General features: G+C 42.0%; 19 protein-coding genes. 4 read left to right on the top strand and 15 right to left on the bottom strand.

From position 1 onward, the window contains the following. Window positions 1-15: 15 nt before the first annotated feature. Window positions 16-1,227: a GTPase HflX gene (gene hflX / locus B4Q04_RS04305; protein ID WP_013993209.1), complete on the top strand. Its 1,212-nt coding sequence runs from the start codon at window positions 16-18 to the stop codon at window positions 1,225-1,227. 893 nt (window positions 1,228-2,120) lie between these two features. Here hflX and B4Q04_RS04300 read toward each other — a convergent pair. The 10 genes from B4Q04_RS04300 to B4Q04_RS04255 form a co-directional block, all read right to left on the bottom strand. Then, window positions 2,121-3,053 (bottom strand): DUF3078 domain-containing protein, encoded by a 933-nt coding sequence (locus B4Q04_RS04300; RefSeq protein WP_013993207.1) that lies wholly within the window; start codon window positions 3,051-3,053, stop codon window positions 2,121-2,123. A 66-nt stretch (window positions 3,054-3,119) separates the two neighbouring features. Continuing rightward, window positions 3,120-3,626 (bottom strand): DUF2480 family protein, encoded by a 507-nt coding sequence (locus tag B4Q04_RS04295; protein WP_088696078.1) that lies wholly within the window; start codon window positions 3,624-3,626, stop codon window positions 3,120-3,122. 9 nt (window positions 3,627-3,635) lie between these two features. Further along, complete coding sequence (locus B4Q04_RS04290) at window positions 3,636-3,965, bottom strand: SUF system Fe-S cluster assembly protein (RefSeq protein ID WP_013993205.1); 330 nt, start codon at window positions 3,963-3,965, stop codon at window positions 3,636-3,638. Between the two features lie 54 nt (window positions 3,966-4,019). Then, window positions 4,020-4,442, bottom strand: a complete 423-nt coding sequence (locus B4Q04_RS04285; RefSeq protein ID WP_013993204.1) for a SufE family protein — start codon at window positions 4,440-4,442, stop codon at window positions 4,020-4,022. Window positions 4,443-4,516: 74 nt separating this feature from the next. Next, complete coding sequence (locus tag B4Q04_RS04280; protein ID WP_088696077.1) at window positions 4,517-5,731, bottom strand: aminotransferase class V-fold PLP-dependent enzyme; 1,215 nt, start codon at window positions 5,729-5,731, stop codon at window positions 4,517-4,519. A 79-nt stretch (window positions 5,732-5,810) separates the two neighbouring features. Beyond that, a complete protein-coding gene (locus B4Q04_RS04275; protein ID WP_088696076.1) occupies window positions 5,811-6,413 on the bottom strand; it encodes an outer membrane protein in 603 nt (200 codons plus the stop codon). 129 nt (window positions 6,414-6,542) lie between these two features. After that, entirely contained in the window at window positions 6,543-7,859 is a 1,317-nt protein-coding gene (gene sufD / locus B4Q04_RS04270) for a Fe-S cluster assembly protein SufD (RefSeq protein ID WP_013993201.1), read from the bottom strand. Between the two features lie 73 nt (window positions 7,860-7,932). Continuing rightward, window positions 7,933-8,685, bottom strand: a complete 753-nt coding sequence (gene sufC, locus B4Q04_RS04265) for a Fe-S cluster assembly ATPase SufC (RefSeq protein WP_013993200.1) — start codon at window positions 8,683-8,685, stop codon at window positions 7,933-7,935. Between the two features lie 48 nt (window positions 8,686-8,733). After that, window positions 8,734-10,179, bottom strand: a complete 1,446-nt coding sequence (sufB, locus tag B4Q04_RS04260; RefSeq protein ID WP_088696075.1) for a Fe-S cluster assembly protein SufB — start codon at window positions 10,177-10,179, stop codon at window positions 8,734-8,736. A gap of 63 nt (window positions 10,180-10,242) precedes the next feature. After that, a complete protein-coding gene (locus B4Q04_RS04255; RefSeq protein WP_046287834.1) occupies window positions 10,243-10,572 on the bottom strand; it encodes a HesB/IscA family protein in 330 nt (109 codons plus the stop codon). A 344-nt stretch (window positions 10,573-10,916) separates the two neighbouring features. On the opposite strand from B4Q04_RS04255, the gene thiL reads away from it, so the two are divergent. Further along, complete coding sequence (thiL, locus tag B4Q04_RS04250) at window positions 10,917-11,966, top strand: thiamine-phosphate kinase (protein ID WP_013993197.1); 1,050 nt, start codon at window positions 10,917-10,919, stop codon at window positions 11,964-11,966. Window positions 11,967-11,972: 6 nt separating this feature from the next. Beyond that, window positions 11,973-13,004, top strand: a complete 1,032-nt coding sequence (locus tag B4Q04_RS04245) for an alpha/beta fold hydrolase (RefSeq protein WP_088696074.1) — start codon at window positions 11,973-11,975, stop codon at window positions 13,002-13,004. Window positions 13,005-13,208: 204 nt separating this feature from the next. Here B4Q04_RS04245 and B4Q04_RS04240 read toward each other — a convergent pair whose 3' ends face one another. Beyond that, window positions 13,209-13,427 carry a hypothetical protein gene (locus B4Q04_RS04240; RefSeq protein ID WP_038236978.1) on the bottom strand — a complete coding sequence of 73 codons (219 nt, stop codon included), beginning with the start codon at window positions 13,425-13,427 and terminating at the stop codon, window positions 13,209-13,211. Between the two features lie 379 nt (window positions 13,428-13,806). On the opposite strand from B4Q04_RS04240, the gene brnQ reads away from it, so the two are divergent. Then, window positions 13,807-15,093, top strand: coding sequence for a branched-chain amino acid transport system II carrier protein (brnQ, locus tag B4Q04_RS04235; protein WP_088696073.1), 1,287 nt, complete (start codon window positions 13,807-13,809; stop codon window positions 15,091-15,093). Between the two features lie 44 nt (window positions 15,094-15,137). Here brnQ and aqpZ read toward each other — a convergent pair whose 3' ends face one another. The 4 genes from aqpZ to B4Q04_RS04220 form a co-directional block, all read right to left on the bottom strand. Next, on the bottom strand, window positions 15,138-15,827 hold the full coding sequence (gene aqpZ, locus B4Q04_RS04230; RefSeq protein WP_088696072.1) for an aquaporin Z: 690 nt from the start codon (window positions 15,825-15,827) through the stop codon (window positions 15,138-15,140). Window positions 15,828-15,983: 156 nt separating this feature from the next. Further along, window positions 15,984-16,151: a hypothetical protein gene (locus B4Q04_RS22805; RefSeq protein WP_201723380.1), complete on the bottom strand. Its 168-nt coding sequence runs from the start codon at window positions 16,149-16,151 to the stop codon at window positions 15,984-15,986. A 9-nt stretch (window positions 16,152-16,160) separates the two neighbouring features. Further along, on the bottom strand, window positions 16,161-16,931 hold the full coding sequence (locus tag B4Q04_RS04225; protein WP_088696071.1) for an exodeoxyribonuclease III: 771 nt from the start codon (window positions 16,929-16,931) through the stop codon (window positions 16,161-16,163). A 9-nt stretch (window positions 16,932-16,940) separates the two neighbouring features. After that, complete coding sequence (locus B4Q04_RS04220) at window positions 16,941-18,233, bottom strand: aminopeptidase P family protein (protein WP_046287833.1); 1,293 nt, start codon at window positions 18,231-18,233, stop codon at window positions 16,941-16,943. Window positions 18,234-18,501: the final 268 nt, after the last annotated feature.

Below are 18,501 nucleotides of genomic sequence, written 5' to 3'. Positions count from 1 at the left end.
CATTTTAGTTTCGATATGTTAGAAAAGAAGACCATAGATCACGAAAAGGCCGTATTAATCGGCATTATAAACCGCGAACAGAGCGAGGGCAAAGTTACCGAGTATCTCGACGAGCTTGAATTTTTAACCTATACCGCAGGTGGCGAGGTAGTTAAACGATTTGTGCAACGCATGGATGTTCCCAACCCCAAGACCCTAATAGGTACCGGTAAGATGGAAGAAGTGGAAGCCTTTGTCAAAGCGAACGATATTGGTTCGGTAATCTTTGATGATGAGCTTACCCCGGCCCAACAGCGAAATATAGAAAAGCTACTACGCTGCAAAATTGTGGACCGTACCAGCCTTATTCTCGATATTTTCGCCCAACGCGCTCAAACGAGCTATGCACGCACCCAAGTGGAGCTGGCCCAATACGAGTACTTATTGCCCCGTTTAACGGGACTTTGGACCCACTTGGAACGCCAACGTGGAGGTATCGGGATGCGCGGACCCGGTGAAACCGAAATTGAAACGGATAGACGTATCGTAAGGGACCGTATTTCTTTATTGAAGAAGAAGCTCCTAAAGATCGATCGACAAATGGAAACCCAACGCGGTAACCGTGGTGCTTTGGTACGTGTGGCACTCGTAGGATATACGAATGTGGGTAAATCTACCCTGATGAACGTTATCAGTAAGAGCGACGTATTTGCGGAAAATAAGCTTTTTGCCACATTAGATACCACAGTGCGCAAGGTTGTCATAGGCAATTTGCCGTTTTTACTCAGTGACACGGTCGGTTTTATCCGCAAACTCCCCACCCAACTTGTGGAAAGTTTTAAAAGTACCCTAGACGAAGTTCGCGAAGCGGATCTTTTGCTACATGTTGTCGATATCTCCCACCCACAATTTGAAGAGCATATTGAATCGGTAAATAAAATATTGGACGAAATCGATAGTGCCGACAAGAATACTATCATGGTTTTTAACAAAATCGACCTCTACAAACATGCCGAAATAGATGAGGACGATTTGGTTACCGAACGCAGCGAAAGACATTTTACGATTGACGAGTGGAAAAAAACGTGGATGCAGCGTGTGGGCGACAAGGCCCTCTTTATATCGGCCCTGAACAAAGAAAACCTAGACGAGTTCAGAAAAAGGGTCTACGACGAAGTACGCGACATTCATGTGACGCGTTTTCCGTACAACAACTTTTTATACCCCGAACATTTAGACGAGTATTAGAATTTATAGGTTTTTGGCTTACCGTTCGTCGGATAAACCGAACCGCTGGTATTTTTCACAACAAGCTGCCTAACGTACACAACAATAATTTAGACAGCTAGGTATTCCGACGTAGGTTTACAGTGTAATTAAATGATAGTAATGACCCCAAATCGACTCTTGAACTTAACCCCAACAGCTAACAACCCCCAAATGTGTTAACTGACCTAAAAAGACAAACACCAAATTGACCAAATCTACTTGATAAAAACCTCTTTATAGAGGTTTTTTTTATGCCCTTACTTTCATAAAAAATACGCTTTGCCACTAGGGGATGCCGTTCATCGGATATACCGAACCACTGGTATTTTTCACAACAATTTGAGCTGCGTACACAACAATAATTTAGACCACAGGGCAAACCTATGTAGATTTACACTGTAATTAAGTGAGAGTAACGACCCCAAATCAATTCTTGAACTTAACCCCAACAAGTACGAATCCCAAATCCGGACTTGACCTACGAAACGCTTATAAACCGTGACCCCAAATCACGACCAAATCTTACAAGAATACCTACAAAACAAAAAAGCCCGTGTGAACGGGCTTTTTTGTTTTTGCATTTAACGCTCTTATCCGAGGGAAGAAATAAGCTGCATTTCATCGAACAAAAGTACATTTTAACGAGTTACACCACAAATTGGGCATGCTTTACAACAAAAATTTAGTGTTCACGACCTTGCCGATTACATTAGTCTTGTATTTGAAATTTAGTGTACGTCCCAAATAAATTACTTAATCAAGGTTTGATTTATTATTGACTGTACAACCAAACTTAACGTATCCTACTTAAAAACAAAACGCCCCGACAAATGTCGGGGCGTTTCGTTTATACTGAAACAAACAATTCTCGATTAGAACGAATAGTTAAGACCGAAAAGGTAGTAACTCTGCAAATCATTATCGATATTATCAAAAGTCGGGGCAGGAGTTGGAACCGGAACGGCGGCCAATGCATTGCCCAAAGCCTCTTGCTTATTGTTTCTCAATCCGAATTCAAAACCTACACCAATACCTTTCCAAAGTGTGTAACCAAAAGAGTTGATCCATGTCCAGTTTGAAAGGTCTCCACTCTTATAACTCTGAAATGTAGAGAAATTGGTCTTAAAGTTGATAGCACCCAATTTTTTGGTATAATCCACAACAATCTTAGCACCCGCAGATGATTCGTAAGCCGCATCGTTATCGGCAAAGACAAAGTTGTAGTTCAATGGGTGAATAACCACTACCATATCAGGAATAGGAGTCCATGTAGCACCAACACCAAAATCGAGGTAACCCGGGTCATTGAAATTGTTGATAATAGACGTTCTGTATTCCCCTAAGGCAGAAATTGCAAAGTTCTTGTTCAACTTATACCCGTAGAGGGACACAATGTTAAAAACATCGGTAGTTCCGTTAAATCCTTCTTCGTCTGCAGGGTTATCCTTATCATCGAGTTTTACCCACTGCAAGTTAACATTGGCAGAGTTCTTCCAGAAGAACTTCTCTCTATCTAAATTGGCATATGCGTTTACCGTAACCCCTATGTTTCCAGAAGAGTTGTTCGGTGTTCCTTGCGAATACCAATTGTTGAATTTTGAAAGATTGGCTCCAATGGTACCAAAAGCACCGATTTTCCATCCTGGAAAAGCATCGATTTGACCTTGAAGGGCATCTACCCTAGCCTGTATGGCGCTGATAGAATCTTTTTTAGCGGCCTGTTCCGCTTTTAATTCATCCACTGTTTGAGCAAAACCGAACGAAAATGTCAGAATTGCCATAGATGATAGAAGTAATTTTCTCATGGTTAATGTGTTTATTAGTTAAGACACGCAAAAGTACTAATTGTCACATTTCTTTGAGAAAAAATACTACTTTCTTTTATATAAAGGTACCGAAGAGCAGGCTTCGCCATACATAAGGGACTTAACAACAGGCTGTAACTTGCTTGTTGCTAGAAGGTAAGCATTTGAAGGAACAGGTTTATTGCTACACCCCTTGATGATTACCATCTTATCTTTAAACTCCGAAATTTTCAAATTGGAAAGGGTTTCGGTGTACAAAACGGTCTCCAAATCCTCTAAAGAGCCTTGAACACACTTTTTGGCAAAGGGATGTAGGTGTGTAGCCAATAACATATAAGCCCAACCCGGCACAATGGCATCGGTAGAACAATGTAGGGCCACATAGGCATCTTGATATTGAGACCAATCATGCTCCGCCGCACGGGACCGGAAATCCTTTTCCTTCAAAAGAAGTCCCTCAAACAGCCAGTTCGAAATATCAAAAAGCACACGCCTCCCCTGAACATAATAATCTTCCAAGTTAAACGTAACCAATTTGCTTTCGGCTACCCTATTGATGATTTCGTCAGACATAATCAACTTTTATAATAAGCCTAGTTCCAATTTAGCCTCTTCACTCATCAGATCTTGGGTCCATGGGGGATCAAAGGTAATCTCTACCTCGGCATCGCTTACCAAATCCAAAGATTTCACCTTCTCCTCGACCTCGGCAGGCAGTGACTCCGCAACCGGACAGTTGGGAGAGGTAAGGGTCATTAGAATTTTAACCTCATTTTCTTCGTTCACGAATACATCGTAAATCAACCCGAGTTCATATATATCAACAGGAATTTCAGGATCGTATATCGTTTTAAGTACGGTTACTATTTTTTCGCCCAATTCTTGGCTATCTACTGCTATTTCTTCGCTCATGTTCCTTAGATTAGTTCTTTTAAAATTCAGGCAGGTCACCCATCGGCCCACTACCTAGTTCAATTGGGTTTGGTACGCCACCGCATACAATTTCAATTGTTTTATCATGCTTACCAGACCATTGGCCCTGGTAGGCGAAAGGTGCTCTTTTAATCCGATTTCATCAATAAAATCGGTATTGGCGTCGATAATATCCTGTGGTTTTTGGTTGCTAAAGGCCCGAATCAAAATAGCGATTATACCTTTCGTTATAATTGCGTCGCTATCAGCGGTGAACACCAATTTATCATCATCGAGTTCCGCATGTACCCATACTTTGCTCTGGCATCCTTTGATGATATTGTCATCGGTCTTATATTTCTCGTCTATGAGCGGCAAGCTCTTGCCCAGCTCGATCATATACTCGTAGCGCTGCATCCAATCATCAAACATTGAAAATTCGTCTACTATTTCGTCTTGTATTTCCTTTATCTGCATTATCGCTATTTTCGGTAAAAATACAACAAGTATCTATGGATTTCAATACTTTAAGAGAATGATAACGCCCTAAGCTATTCCAACATCGCTTTTGCGCGTGCTACAGCCTTGACCAAGGTATCTACCTCATCCTTGGTATTGTAGAAACAAAAACTCGCCCTTACCGTGCCTGGAATCCCGTAAAAATCCATTATAGGCTGGGCACAATGGTGGCCTGTACGCACGGCAACCCCCAGTTTATCTAAAATAGAGCCGATATCATAGGGATGGAGCCCTTCAATATTAAACGATATCACCGAAGTTTTGTCTTTGGCCGTTCCGTAAATTCTAAGTCCCTCTATCTTCAGAAGTTCTTGGGTAGCATATTCAAGCAGACCGTGTTCGTATTCGGCAATTTCGTCAAAACCGATATGGTTCATGTAATCGAGAGCGGCACCAAAGGCGATACCTCCGCAAATATTAGGCGTTCCGGCCTCAAACTTATGTGGCAGATCAGCATAAGTCGTTTTTTCGAAGGTTACTTCGGCAATCATCTCTCCACCTCCTTGATAGGGCGGTAACTTATTTAGCCATTCTTCCTTTCCGTAGAGCATACCTACACCCGTCGGTCCGCACATTTTGTGGGCAGAAGCTGCGTAAAAATCGACATCCAGTTGTTGCATATCCGCTTTAATATGGGGAGCCGCTTGTGCCCCATCAATTAAAACAGCAGCGCCGACCGCATGTGCCTTATCTATAATTTCCTTGATGGGGTTAATGGTACCCAATGCGTTCGAAATATGGTTACAGAATACCAGTTTGGTCTTATCGGAAAGCAATTCATCATATACTTCCATCAATAACTCACCCTCCATATTCATCGGAATTACCCTTAAAACAGCACCTGTTCTTTCGGCTAACATTTGCCAAGGCACGATATTAGAATGGTGCTCCATCGCCGACACCAGTATCTCATCACCTTTTTTCAATAAGGTGGTAAACCCGTTGGCAACGATATTAATACTGTGCGTTGTACCTGAGGTAAATATAATCTCGTATGAATTCTTTGCATTGAAGTGCTCCTGAATCTTTTGCCGAGCTACTTCATACTTATCGGTAGCTTCTTGCGAAAGCGCATGCACACCTCGGTGTATATTGGCATTGTAATTATGGTAGTAATCCACTATAACATCAATCACCTGTTGTGGGGTTTGAGATGTAGCGGCATTGTCTAAGTATATTAAAGGCTTTCCGTTCACTTCTCTTTTCAGAATGGGAAAATCTTCTCTTATTTTTGTTATATCTAACATAGTCGGTCTTCTTAGATACAAAGATACCCGATCGTAAAAACAAATCGGGTATTAGAGTACTTGAATTTGTATCTGAGAATTAAAACCTAAAACCAACTCCAAATTTTAAATAACCCCGATTATAATCTACTCCTACGTTAGACCCATCATAATCATATGTATCCTTATCATTGATATAATCATATTGAGCTTGTAAAAAAAACCTATCCGTTATATCGTAGGAAAGTCCTAGGTTCAAATTAAATCCACCTGATGACACAGTATTTTCGTACGGTTGACCAGAAACCAATCCATCGTACTTAGATTCAATAATAGCATATCCTAATCCAATACTAGGGTGAAGCTTTTTTATTACCGGTATGTTGAACTCAGCGAAAATTTTAGGCTGTATCAACCAATTAGTTTCGTCAAAATCCATATTAGCTGGACTGACTTGATCATTTATATTTTCTTTAAAAACCCCTGTATTAATACCGGCACCAATTTTTACAATACTTAAATCTAAAAATAGATATTTTATACCAAGATCTATAATGCCTGGCGCATCATTTCCTAATTCATCTCCAATGGATAATGGATAATTTGCTTCCACACTCCATTTGTAATCCTGAGCAAATAAACTGGCTCCTAGAAAGAAAATTAAAACAGATAAAAAGTAGATTTTTTCATACGAACGATTCATTAATGGTTTATAATTCGGTCGTAAATTTATACGAAAATTCCTTCAAAAAAATAACGGCACTATTAAAGTGCCGTTAAAAAAATTCTATGTTTTAAGATAATTTCTTGTTAAGAAATCAAACAATTCTCTTTATAAGTCAAACCCAAGATTAACCCCCAACTTTTTGGCTATCAATTTATTGATTCGCGCTTTAAGTTCAGGGATGCGTACACTCTCCAAAACATTATTGGCAAAGGCATACATTAACAAGGCTCGTGCTTCTTTCTTAGGAATACCACGGGATTGTAAGTAGAACAAAGCGTCTTCATCTAACTGCCCTATGGTACAACCATGGGAGCACTTTACATCGTCGGCAAAAATCTCCAACTGTGGTTTGGTATTGATAGTTGCCTTATCGCTTACCAAAATATTATTGTTCTGTTGAAAGGCATTGGTTTTCTGTGCAATCTTATCTACGATGATCTTACCGTTAAAAACCCCTGTGGAACTATCCCCATAAATACCTTTATAATCTTGGTGACTTTCGCAATTGGGCTCTATATGATGCACTAGGGTGTGGTGGTCAACATGCTGCTTATCTCCCAAAATGGTAACCCCTTTCATGGTAGAATCGATATACTCGCCGTTCTGATAGAAATTGAGGTTATTACGGGTCAATTTGCCCCCAAAAGAAAAGGTGTGGATTTTTACCACGCTCTTGTCTTTTTGATCGATATAGGTGTTGTCTATCAAAGAAGCCGAAGGCGCATCGTTCTGGATTTTATAATAATCGACAATGGCGTTTTTGGCCGCAAAGATCTCGGTAACCGAATTCGTCAAAACTTCATTGGAAGTCAAACTCTGGTGACGTTCTATAATTTGAACTTCGGCGTTTTCTTCAGCAATGACCAAGTTTCTAGGCTGCAACAAAAGGGAAGCCTCATTACCTGTGGCGAAATGAATAATTTCGATAGGCTTTTTAGGCATTTTGTTTTTTGGGATGTATATATACGCCCCTTCCCTACTGAAGGCCGTGTTCAAACTTGTGAGCGATTCGTCTTTAGAGGCTACTTTATTGAAATATACATCAATGACAGGCCTGTACATGGGCTTGGTAAGGGCAGCGCTCATAAGGCAGATATCTACCCCATCATGGGTAGTTTCAGAAAGATAAGAGCTGTAAATACCGTCTACAAAGACAATTTTATACGAATCGACTTCGTGTAAAAAGTACTTTTTAACGTTTTTATACTCAAGGGTATTTTCTTCTCGTGGAAAAATGCTGAAATCTATCTTTTGAAGACTGTTCAAGGAAGTATACTTCCATGCCTCCTCCTTTTTGCTGGGAAAGCCTTTGCGTTCAAAATTCTTCATGGCCTCGGTTCGAACGTCGTGCACGGGGTGCTCGATATCTACGTTGTTTTCGAAGGCCATAAAAGATGATATCAATTTGTCTTTTAAATCCATATTTTCTAATATTTAGCAACAAGCACAAAGTATAAAGTCCTTTGTCCTCTTTACTAGGTACTTCCGTACTATTTTAAACCGCGGTCTCTTGCTTTAACCAATCGTAGCCTTTTTCTTCTAGTTCCAATGCCAATTCCTTTCCTCCGGACTTAACAATTTTACCATTGTGCAGTACGTGGACAAAATCAGGAACGATGTAATCCAACAAACGCTGGTAGTGCGTAATCACTATTACCGCATTGTCTTTACTCTTGAGCTTGTTTACCCCATTGGCCACGATGCGAAGGGCATCGATATCCAAACCTGAATCGGTCTCATCCAAGATGGCCAATTTAGGCTCTAACATAGCCATTTGAAATATCTCGTTTCTTTTCTTTTCCCCTCCGGAAAAACCTTCGTTCAATGAGCGCGACAAGAACTTACGGTCAATTTCCAAAAGCTCCGATTTTTCACGTATCATCTTCAACATCTCGTTAGCGGGCATATCGGCAAGACCTTTGGCCTTTCTAGATTCGTTTATGGCGGTTTTCATAAAGTTGGTAACGGAAACCCCTGGAATCTCAACAGGATACTGAAAAGAAAGGAAAACCCCTTTATGGGCGCGCTCTTCAGGAGACGTTTCTTCCAAATCCTCACCTTCCAACATCACGCTGCCTTCAGTTACCTCAAATTCCTCTTTACCTGCAATAACAGATGCCAAGGTACTTTTACCGGAACCATTAGGCCCCATTATGGCATGAACCTCACCGGCTTTCACCTCAAGATTGATCCCCTTTAATATTTCTTTGTCCTCTACACGGGCGTGTAAATTTTCTATTTTAAGCATTTTACGAATCTTATTTATTATTCAAACTATAAACTGCATTTGGCAAGATTAACCTACCGAGCCTTCTAAACTAATTTCCAACAATTTTTGGGCCTCTACGGCAAACTCCATAGGCAACTTGTTCAATACTTCTTTACTGAACCCGTTTACGATCAAGGCTATGGCTTTTTCGGTGTTGATTCCCCTTTGGTTACAATAGAAAATCTGGTCTTCGCCAATTTTACTAGTGGTCGCCTCGTGCTCTATTTGGGCGGACTTATTCTTCACCTCGATATAGGGAAAGGTATGCGCCCCACATTCGTTGCCCATTAAGAGCGAGTCGCATTGTGAAAAGTTTCGCGCATTCTCCGCACGGCTGTTCACTTGTACAAGCCCCCTATAACTGTTCTGTGATTTTCCTGCCGATATACCTTTGGAAATAATGGTACTACGGGTATTTTTACCCAAGTGTATCATTTTGGTACCGGTATCGGCTTGCTGATAATTATTGGTAACGGCAATGGAGTAGAATTCCCCAATTGAGTTATCGCCTTTCAATATACAAGAAGGATATTTCCAAGTAACGGCGGAACCGGTTTCTACCTGTGTCCAAGAAATCTTAGCGTTTTTCTCGCATAGCCCCCTTTTGGTCACAAAGTTGTAAACGCCCCCTTTTCCTTCCTTATTCCCCGGGAACCAGTTTTGTACCGTTGAGTATTTTATCTCGGCGCCATCTAGTGCAATAAGCTCTACGACCGCGGCATGCAATTGGTTTTCATCCCTTGACGGTGCCGTACAGCCTTCTAGGTAACTTACATAACTTCCCTCATCGGCTATGACCAAGGTTCTTTCGAACTGGCCCGTACCCGCTTGGTTGATCCTAAAATAGGTAGATAGCTCCATAGGGCAACGTACGCCTTTTGGAATATAACAGAAAGAACCATCTGAAAATACGGCCGAGTTCAACGCGGCGTAAAAATTATCTTTCTGAGGGACTACCGAACCAATATATTTTTTGACCAATTCGGGGTGCTCTTTGATTGCCTCCGATATGGAACAGAAAATTATCCCTTTTTCGGCCAAGGTCTTTTTAAAGGTAGTGGCCACTGAAACGGAGTCCATAACGATATCCACCGCAACACCTGCCAGCTTCTTTTGTTCGTCGACCGAAATCCCTAATTTTTTAAAGGTGTCCAACAATTCGGGATCCACCTCGTCCAAACTATCGTATTTGGGCTTTTTATTCGGGGCCGAATAGTATGATATGGCCTGAAAGTCGGGCTTCGTATAATTGACGTTCGCCCATTCGGGCTCCACCATTTCTTTCCAATGTTTAAAAGCTTCCAAGCGCCAAAGCGTCATCCATTCGGGCTCTTCCTTCTTTTTCGAAATGGCGATAACGATTTCTTCACTCAATCCTTTCGGAAAGGTGTCGGAATCGATATCCGTATAGAAACCGTACTCGTACTCCTTGGTTTCAAGTTCTTTTTTTAGTTCTTCTTCTGTATATGCCATCTTTTCCTGTTAACCAATTACCCGGAGTAATTGCATAAATATTTCGTTTTTTTGCTTTTCGCCCTATAACGAAAAACTCTCACCACAGCCGCAAGTACGTTGTGCGTTCGGATTGTTGAAGACAAAGCCTTTTCCGTTGAGTCCGCCCGAATATTCCAAAGTGGTACCCACTAAATAGAGAAAACTCTTTTTATCAACGATAATACGTACTTCGTTATCTTCAAAAACCTTGTCGGTCTCCCCCATTTCCTTGTCGAAATCGAGTTCATACGACAGGCCACTACAGCCCCCGCTCTTGACGCCTACGCGAACAAAGTCCTTAGAGGCATCAAAACCTCCTTCGGTCATCAAGTCGATCACTTTCTTTTTTGCTGTCTCAGATACTTGAATCATAAGCATTTGGATTTAATCTAAATAGTTCACAAATATACAGTATTAGTAGGGTTTTACCATAAGAACTAACATTATTATAACGCATATCTACATAAGCGTTTTCTATAGTTGCCTCAAAATTTGCACATTAAGCAAAAGACAGGCTTCCCCCTACCAATACACTTATTATATTCTAATATAAACAAGATTACCAAAGTGTTTTATAAGCTGCCACACTCAAAAAAACCGTTTTTGCGTTACCATAAAGCATAACGATTCTACCAGACTGTGCCCAGAAAGATATTTATTGTACGCTATTGCCTTAAAATTAGGTCTATGAAGATTTTCATTCTTACTTTTGCAAAATGTTAGAAGATAAAAATCCACAACGTACATCTTTGGAGAAATTGGGTGAGTTCGGACTCATTGACCATTTGACCAAAAATTTCGAAATAAAACACAAATCGACCTTAAAAGGGATTGGCGACGATGCCGCGGTCTTTGACCATAAGCAGCAGACGGTATTGACCACCGACTTTTTAATTGAGGGCGTACATTTCGACCTTAGCTATATGCCCCTAAAACACTTGGGCTATAAAGCGGTAATGGTCAACCTTTCCGATGTATACGCCATGAACGCCAAGGCGACCCAAATTACGGTATCCTTAGCCGTTTCGAACCGCTTTCCGTTAGAGGCCCTTGAAGAACTCTATGCGGGTATCGCCCTGGCCTCCAAGGTATATAATGTAGACCTCATCGGAGGCGACACGACCACCTCAACTTCGGGCATGCTTATCAGTATTACGGCCGTAGGCGAGGCTAAAAAAGAGGAAATCACATACCGTAGCGGCGCAAAACCAAACGACCTTCTTGTGGTCAGTGGTGATTTGGGAGCGGCCTATATGGGACTGCAGGTTTTAGAGCGGGAAAAAGAAGTCTTTAAAGTGAACCCGAACAACCAACCTGACCTTTCCCCCTATTCGTACATAGTAGAACGTCAGCTTAAACCGGAAGCGCGAAAAGATATCGCCGAGCTATTGAAGCAACTCGATGTGCTACCGACGGCCATGATAGATATAAGTGACGGACTTTCTTCGGAAATTCTCCACCTCTGCAAAAACAGCAAGGTCGGGTGCAATCTGTTTGAAGAGAAAATTCCATTAGACCCTACCGTAATAACTACATGCGAAGAGTTTAATATAGATAGCACCATGGTCGCCCTTAGCGGAGGCGAAGACTATGAACTCTTATTTACCATTGCTCAAAACGATTTTGACAAGATCAAAGGAAACCCCAACCTGACCGTAATCGGACATATGACCGAACCCAGTGAGGGAGCACACCTGGTTACAAGGGCCAATACCAAAATAGAATTGACCGCCCAAGGCTGGAATTCGTTCAAATCAAACGATTAGACCCTTATGAAAAGGCATAAAAGCACTGTAAAATGGGGACTACGGTTTTCTGTTTTCACCCTAGTTTCACTTTTCTTTTATGCTTGCGCATCGGTACCCAAACTATCGGATGAGACGGAAAGTATGATCAAGGAAGTCATGCACCAACCCGTGCCCGAAATGGTTAAGGGCCATACCGGTTACGCGATTTCGAACGGATGGAAAGTGTGGTACGAAAGTATTCCTCCCCAAGACCCCAAAAAGGGAAGCATTATTTTGATCATGGGCGCGGCCAATGACGCATTGAGCTGGCCTTCGGACTTTATCTCAAAACTTACTGATGCCGGATATGAGGTAATCCGTTACGACCACAGGGGAACAGGACTGACCGAGCGCCTAAAAAAAACGGACAAGGACTACTCCCTTACCGACATGGCCCACGACCCTATCGCCATTCTCGACAGCCTGAATATAAAAAAGGCCCATATTTTAGGGGTTTCCATGGGAGGTATGATCGCACAAGTGGCCACTATTAAAAATGAAGGGCGATTTAAAAGTTTGACTTCCATAATGTCATCGGCCGATCTCTTCGACAACTCACTACCGACCCCATCTGCCGAAGTACTGCCCAAAATGATCAGTGCAGTACTGAAATACGGTATTTTCGGAGGCAAGAAAAGCCAAATAAAACTACAGTTCGTTCACAAGAAAATCCTAATGGGTGAAGCTACGGGCGATATCGCCAGCCGAGAGCTTGCCGAAGCGGCCCTGTACACCTTAAAGAAGCGCAGCGGATACCATTTTATCGCGGGCAGGCAACACCAGAAAGCTATTGAAGGCTCCGAATCGAGATATACGCCCTTATCAAAACTGAAGATTCCTGTACTGGTCATCCATGGCGAACAAGATCCGGTCATACCTATTTCCCACGGCAAAAAAATGGCTTCGATCATACCAAATGCCGATAGCCTTTGGGTAGAGAATATGGGCCATGACCTGCCAGAAGCAAAAATGGACCTGATATGTGATAAGATTTTAAGGGGAATGGAAAAGAAATAATACGCTACCTGTTGATTTACTATTAACTACAAACAGATTCCGTGCGATTTAAAAACAAAAAATTCCCGAAAATAAAGGACATACCTAACTTGTACTGTTGTGGGGCGAACGACAGTGGAGAACGAGGCTGTTTCCTAAATTTCCGGAAATAAGTTTAAAATCCCGATACCTTTTAAAGCTCAGGATTTCGGTGCCAAAGCATAGTTAAGCGGCATGCTCTGCTGCCCTATGTCTTTTTTGAAATATATTTTCTAAAGTTTTATTGATGTCTTGCAGTTCTGGGGTAAGCGTCGAGAGGTTACCGCTTACATCCGTTGTTACTTGCTTGCCACAATGGATACATTTATACTCTTTAATGTGTAGGGTTACTTTCTTAGACACCGTGTAATGATGCCCGAATAAACTGCAAAAAAACTTCTTCATGATTGTAGGTTTTAAAACGCATCATCGGTTTTTGGGAAACCGCTTACTGCAAAAATTTGGGTCTAAAATTAAAAGTGTTTCCAATTACTTTATTACATCAACGCACACCTATCTTTTTTTATTGGATGCTATACTATCATTGCACGATTTTTTCGATGAAATACATTTTTTTCGACAAACGGAACACTAAAATGGATGAAGCCATCATTTGTTATCAAGTGAATTTACGGTATCTTTCCACGATTTTATCACTAAAAAAACAACCTCACGATTTAAGGGTATCCGTTCGTCGATTTCGATGAACAACCACCCTTTTTTCGATGAAGTGCCAAGCAAGCAATGGATAGTTAGCCGTGAAGTACCTTAATATTTTTTCTCGATGTATCTTATAAGAAAGGAAACCAAAGAGGTTTTAGTAACCGCATTTGCGCTATTCTCTTTATTCTTTGGGGCCGGCAATCTCATACTACCTCCCTTGTTAGGAAATCAATCGGGGGACCTGTGGTGGCTCGTTGCCTTGGGCTTTTGTGCCTCCGCCGTACTCATTCCCATTATGGGCATTATGGCACACGCCAAGCTTCAGGGCACCATATTCGATTTTGGCAAGAAAGTGTCCCCCACCTTTAGCCTTGTCTATTCTTTGTTAATTTACGCCATCTCCATTAGCCTGCCTTCACCACGAACGGCAGCGGTTACCCATGAAATGGCGATCGAACCTTTTTTCAACTCGCCTCCCCTACTCACCAGTATTATCTATTTCTCCCTGGTATTCGTTTTCGTAATCAATCGCTCAAAAATTCTGAATATTCTCGGGAAGCTTTTAACGCCGGCCATTATCCTTATTTTGTTCCTTATAATAGGTACGGCCATTTTTTCCTATGATTTTGCATTTGACGAAACCGTATTTCAAAATCCGTTTTCAGAAGGTATTCTTGAGGGCTATCAGACTTTTGACGCCATAGGTGCCGTAGTAGTGGGCGGCGTGATCATCATTTCGATCAACCTAAGGAAAAAAGAAGCCACCTATGAAGAAAAGAAAATGCTCATCAGGCGCTCAGGCTGGTTGGCAGGCTTAAGCCTCTTTCTAATTTATGCCGGACTCATTGTTACCGGGGCGCTCATGCACGGTGAATTTAGTGCCGATATTTCACGTACCGCCTTATTGGGCGGAATCAGCACCAAAACCTTGGGCGGCACCGCCAATTGGTTTTTAAGTATTTTGGTCAGTCTTGCCTGCTTTACTACCGCTGTAGGTATAGTAACGGGAACGGCCGATTTTATCAAGTATCGTTTTCACGATTCCCAAACCGTATATTTAACTACGGCCATACTAGGTTGTATTTTAGGAATAGTGATGGGCCAATTTAATGTGGGCTATATAATTGCGGTAGCCCTCCCCGCCCTTATGTTCATCTACCCGATTACCATTGTGCTTATTCTTTTAAATATAGTGCCGGATAAATTGGCTTCCCAAAAAGTGTTTCGGGCAGTGGTACTTACCACCATTATCTTTAGCATTCCCGATTTCTTGGGAAGCATTGGCTTTGCCGAAGCCTTATCGTACGTACAAACGTTCATTCCTTTGAGCACCTATAGCCTAGGATGGGTATTACCGGCAGGGGCGGTTTTTGCAATGGTCAATGTGCTCGATAAAGAACAGACCTAAAACTACCCCTGCCGGCTTCACCACTTAAACTATTTTCAGTAAGCTTATTCCGCGATCTCTGGGGAAAGCGCTTTGTAAACGAGTCCTGCCAGTGCGGCACCAACGATCGGGGCCACCCAAAACAACCACAGTTCACCCAAGGCCCAATCGCCCACGAATATCGCCTGGCTCGTACTACGGGCCGGGTTTACCGAAGTATTCGTGACCGGTATACTGATAAGGTGGATCAAAGTCAAACAAAGACCGATGGCCAATCCCGCAAAACCTCTTGGCGCCTGTGTATAGGTAGAACCAAGAATTACGAACAAAAAGACAAAGGTCATTACCACCTCGCACACCAAGGCCGCCATCATACTATAGCCTCCCGGGGAGTGTTCGCCATAACCGTTCGCGGCAAAGCCGCCCAATTCAAATCCGGGTTGACCGGAAGCAATAACATACAAGATACCTGCGCCGGCGATACCGCCCAATACCTGGGCTACGATATAAGGAACCAGGTCCTTTACATCAAAACGGCCACCGATCCAAAGACCAATGGATACCGCCGGATTCAAATGGCAGCCCGAAATATGGCCAATGGCATAGGCCATGGTCACGACCGTTAGACCAAATGCAAGGGCCACGCCCACAAAGCCAATTCCCAATTCAGGAAAACCTGCAGCCAATACTGCGCTTCCACACCCCCCTAGAACCAACCAAAGGGTACCGATAAATTCTGCTACTAATTTCTTCATTTTGAAATATTTAGTTAATGGTTATACAAAAGTACAACCCTAAGGTAGCAAAATTTTAAGTTTATTTTTGTAAGTTAAAGATTACTTTTTATTGAGCGATTTACTTTTCCCACTTCAATAGAAATTGGATTATTGAGATAAAGGGTTCTCCCCTTCTTAGTCTTTTCTACTTTTTTTAGAGAAGTAGTAAAGGGCATAGGCCACCAAGGCCAAAACTACAAATGGAAGGTAGGTACCTATGGTCAAACCTATTTCATAGGCATTATCCGGGGCCGCTTCGATTTTCTTTTCGATTTCGGAAACATCTTGCCAAAATAGAAACATACCCATACCCTAAAATGATATTTCAAGACTAATAGGGCAATGGTCGCTTCCCATTACCTGATCGTGAATTTCAGCTGATTGAACCTTGGGCCAGATAGATTCACTGACCAAAAAATAATCGATACGCCAACCAACATTACGCCCACGGGCGCCTCCGCGCATACTCCAAAAAGTGTATTTATCAAAGGTGGTCGGGTGCAAGGTTCTAAAACTATCTACCAAGTTCAACTCTTTTAATATAACATCAAAGCCATCTATCTCTACCTGTGTAAAGCCCGAGGTTTTATTGTAATTGGACTTAGGGTTGGCCAAATCGTTGGCGGTATGGGCCACATTGAAGTCCCCCGTAATTATCAAGGGTTTGCTCTCCGACAACTTTTTAAGATAGGCCGTAAAATCCTTGTCCCATATCGACCTATAATCCAATCGCTTTAGACCACTGCCACTATTGGGCACATATACATTGACCAAATGGAATTCTTCGTACTCTACATGGGTAATCCGCCCTTCGGTATCGTGTTCCTCTTTTCCCATATCGACGGTAAAGGTCAGTGGTTTTTTCTTGGAAAGGATTGCCGTACCGGAATAGCCTTTTTTTTCGGCACTGTTACAAAACAACTCGTAATCGGAAATCCCCGCCAAGGCTTCTTTAACCTGATCGTCTTGGGCCTTGGTTTCCTGAACACAAAACACATCCGCATCAAAACTTGATACAACTTCTTCAAAGCCCTTTTTCACCGAGGCCCTTATTCCATTAACATTCCACGATACTAATTTCATAATGCGGTATTATTGGTTCATCAATTCTTCAATTTCCTCGACTTCAATAGGAATATTGGCCATTAGGTTGAACGGTTCGCCACTCTCTTGGATTACCACATCATCTTCGATACGTATACCCATTTTTTCTTCAGGGATATAGATACCTGGCTCAACGGTAAAGACCATATTGGCTTTCATAGGGGCCTTTAGTTCGCCATAATCATGGGTATTCAATCCGATATGGTGACTGGTACCGTGCATAAAGTACTTTTTATAGGCGGGCCAATCTTTGTTTTCGTTCTGAACATCGGCCTTGTCCAATAGCCCCAAGCCTAAAAGTTCGGAGGTCATCAGTTTTCCGCATTCCACGTGATACTCGGCCCAAATAGTTCCCGGAACAAGCATTTTGGTAGCTTCGTTCTTAACGCGAAGAACCGCTTCGTATACCTCCTTTTGTCGTGGGGTAAACTTTCCGCTTACAGGTATGGTTCGGGTAAGGTCACTAGAATAATTGGCATACTCGGCGGCAACGTCCATTAAAATCAGGTCCCCGCTTTTGCACTGTTGGTTATTTTCAACATAGTGGAGTACATTCGCATTGTTTCCCGATGCGATAATAGGGGAATACGCAAAACCTTTTGAACGGTTTCGAATGAACTCATGCAGCAATTCGGCTTCTATTTCGTACTCCCAAACTCCGGGCTTTACAAACTCAAGCACACGACGGAAGCCTTTTTCCGTAATGTTGCAGGCCGTTTGCATCAACTCGATTTCTTCAGGTTCTTTTACCCCCCGTATCTTTTGTAAGATAGGATTACTTTTGGCCACCTTATGGGCCGGAAACTTGCGTTTACATTCTATAATAAACCGATCTTCGCGGGTTTGGGTCTCGACGGCCTGACGATAGTGCTCGTTGGTATTGAAGTAGATGGTTTCGGCCTCCGTCATTAAATCGAAGAACACTTTATCAAAGTCTTGTAGCCAATAAATGGTTTCAATTCCTGAAACTTCGGTCGCCTTCTCCTTGGTCAGCTTTTCGCCTTCCCAAATGGCTATATGTTCATTGGTTTCACGTACAAAGAGAATTTCACGATGCTTTTTTACCGTTGCATCGGGAAACAAGACCAAAATAGTCTCTTCTTGGTCGGCACCGCTTAGGTAAAAGATATCCCTATGCTGCTCAAAAGGTAAGGTGCTGTCGGCACTAATGGGATATATATCGTTAGAGTTGAAAACGGCAATGCTCTTCGCTTGCATTTCCGCCATGAATTTTTTCCTATTCTTTACAAATAGACTACTCTTTATTTGCTCGTACTTCATATCTATTTTGAATTTGATCAAAATTAATGATTTAGGACAACTCTCAAATGGTAAGGCCCCAAAGGTTTGTTAAAACCTTTGGGGCCCCTAATTTAAGTTGGTTATGTTACTTATTTGAAAGTCATCCGTTTCTGTACGAAACTTTAAACCATCATATGAATTTGAAACTTAGGTTGATTATCGTTTCAATTCCTTATTTCCAATAAATTAACAAAATTTTAAGCTCTCCTGCAACAGTATCTCATTTTTTTAACGATTTATTGCCCAA

The sequence above is a fragment of the Zobellia sp. OII3 genome (assembly GCF_002211465.1).
Classification (GTDB): domain Bacteria; phylum Bacteroidota; class Bacteroidia; order Flavobacteriales; family Flavobacteriaceae; genus Zobellia; species Zobellia galactanivorans.
This window is presented reverse-complemented; position numbering and strand designations above follow the sequence as displayed.

Excerpts from the sequence above, each read along its gene's own strand:
- hflX (WP_013993209.1), top strand. The coding sequence starts at position 16 with ATGTTAGAAAAGAAGACCATAGATCACGAAAAGGCCGTATTAATCGGC.
- B4Q04_RS04300 (WP_013993207.1), bottom strand. The coding sequence starts at position 3,053 with ATGAGAAAATTACTTCTATCATCTATGGCAATTCTGACATTTTCGTTC.
- B4Q04_RS04295 (WP_088696078.1), bottom strand. The coding sequence starts at position 3,626 with ATGTCTGACGAAATCATCAATAGGGTAGCCGAAAGCAAATTGGTTACG.
- B4Q04_RS04290 (WP_013993205.1), bottom strand. The coding sequence starts at position 3,965 with ATGAGCGAAGAAATAGCAGTAGATAGCCAAGAATTGGGCGAAAAAATA.
- B4Q04_RS04285 (WP_013993204.1), bottom strand. The coding sequence starts at position 4,442 with ATGCAGATAAAGGAAATACAAGACGAAATAGTAGACGAATTTTCAATG.
- B4Q04_RS04280 (WP_088696077.1), bottom strand. The coding sequence starts at position 5,731 with ATGTTAGATATAACAAAAATAAGAGAAGATTTTCCCATTCTGAAAAGA.
- B4Q04_RS04275 (WP_088696076.1), bottom strand. The coding sequence starts at position 6,413 with ATGAATCGTTCGTATGAAAAAATCTACTTTTTATCTGTTTTAATTTTC.
- sufD (WP_013993201.1), bottom strand. The coding sequence starts at position 7,859 with ATGGATTTAAAAGACAAATTGATATCATCTTTTATGGCCTTCGAAAAC.
- sufC (WP_013993200.1), bottom strand. The coding sequence starts at position 8,685 with ATGCTTAAAATAGAAAATTTACACGCCCGTGTAGAGGACAAAGAAATA.
- sufB (WP_088696075.1), bottom strand. The coding sequence starts at position 10,179 with ATGGCATATACAGAAGAAGAACTAAAAAAAGAACTTGAAACCAAGGAG.
- B4Q04_RS04255 (WP_046287834.1), bottom strand. The coding sequence starts at position 10,572 with ATGATTCAAGTATCTGAGACAGCAAAAAAGAAAGTGATCGACTTGATG.
- thiL (WP_013993197.1), top strand. The coding sequence starts at position 10,917 with ATGTTAGAAGATAAAAATCCACAACGTACATCTTTGGAGAAATTGGGT.
- B4Q04_RS04245 (WP_088696074.1), top strand. The coding sequence starts at position 11,973 with ATGAAAAGGCATAAAAGCACTGTAAAATGGGGACTACGGTTTTCTGTT.
- B4Q04_RS04240 (WP_038236978.1), bottom strand. The coding sequence starts at position 13,427 with ATGAAGAAGTTTTTTTGCAGTTTATTCGGGCATCATTACACGGTGTCT.
- brnQ (WP_088696073.1), top strand. The coding sequence starts at position 13,807 with ATGTATCTTATAAGAAAGGAAACCAAAGAGGTTTTAGTAACCGCATTT.
- aqpZ (WP_088696072.1), bottom strand. The coding sequence starts at position 15,827 with ATGAAGAAATTAGTAGCAGAATTTATCGGTACCCTTTGGTTGGTTCTA.
- B4Q04_RS22805 (WP_201723380.1), bottom strand. The coding sequence starts at position 16,151 with ATGTTTCTATTTTGGCAAGATGTTTCCGAAATCGAAAAGAAAATCGAA.
- B4Q04_RS04225 (WP_088696071.1), bottom strand. The coding sequence starts at position 16,931 with ATGAAATTAGTATCGTGGAATGTTAATGGAATAAGGGCCTCGGTGAAA.
- B4Q04_RS04220 (WP_046287833.1), bottom strand. The coding sequence starts at position 18,233 with ATGAAGTACGAGCAAATAAAGAGTAGTCTATTTGTAAAGAATAGGAAA.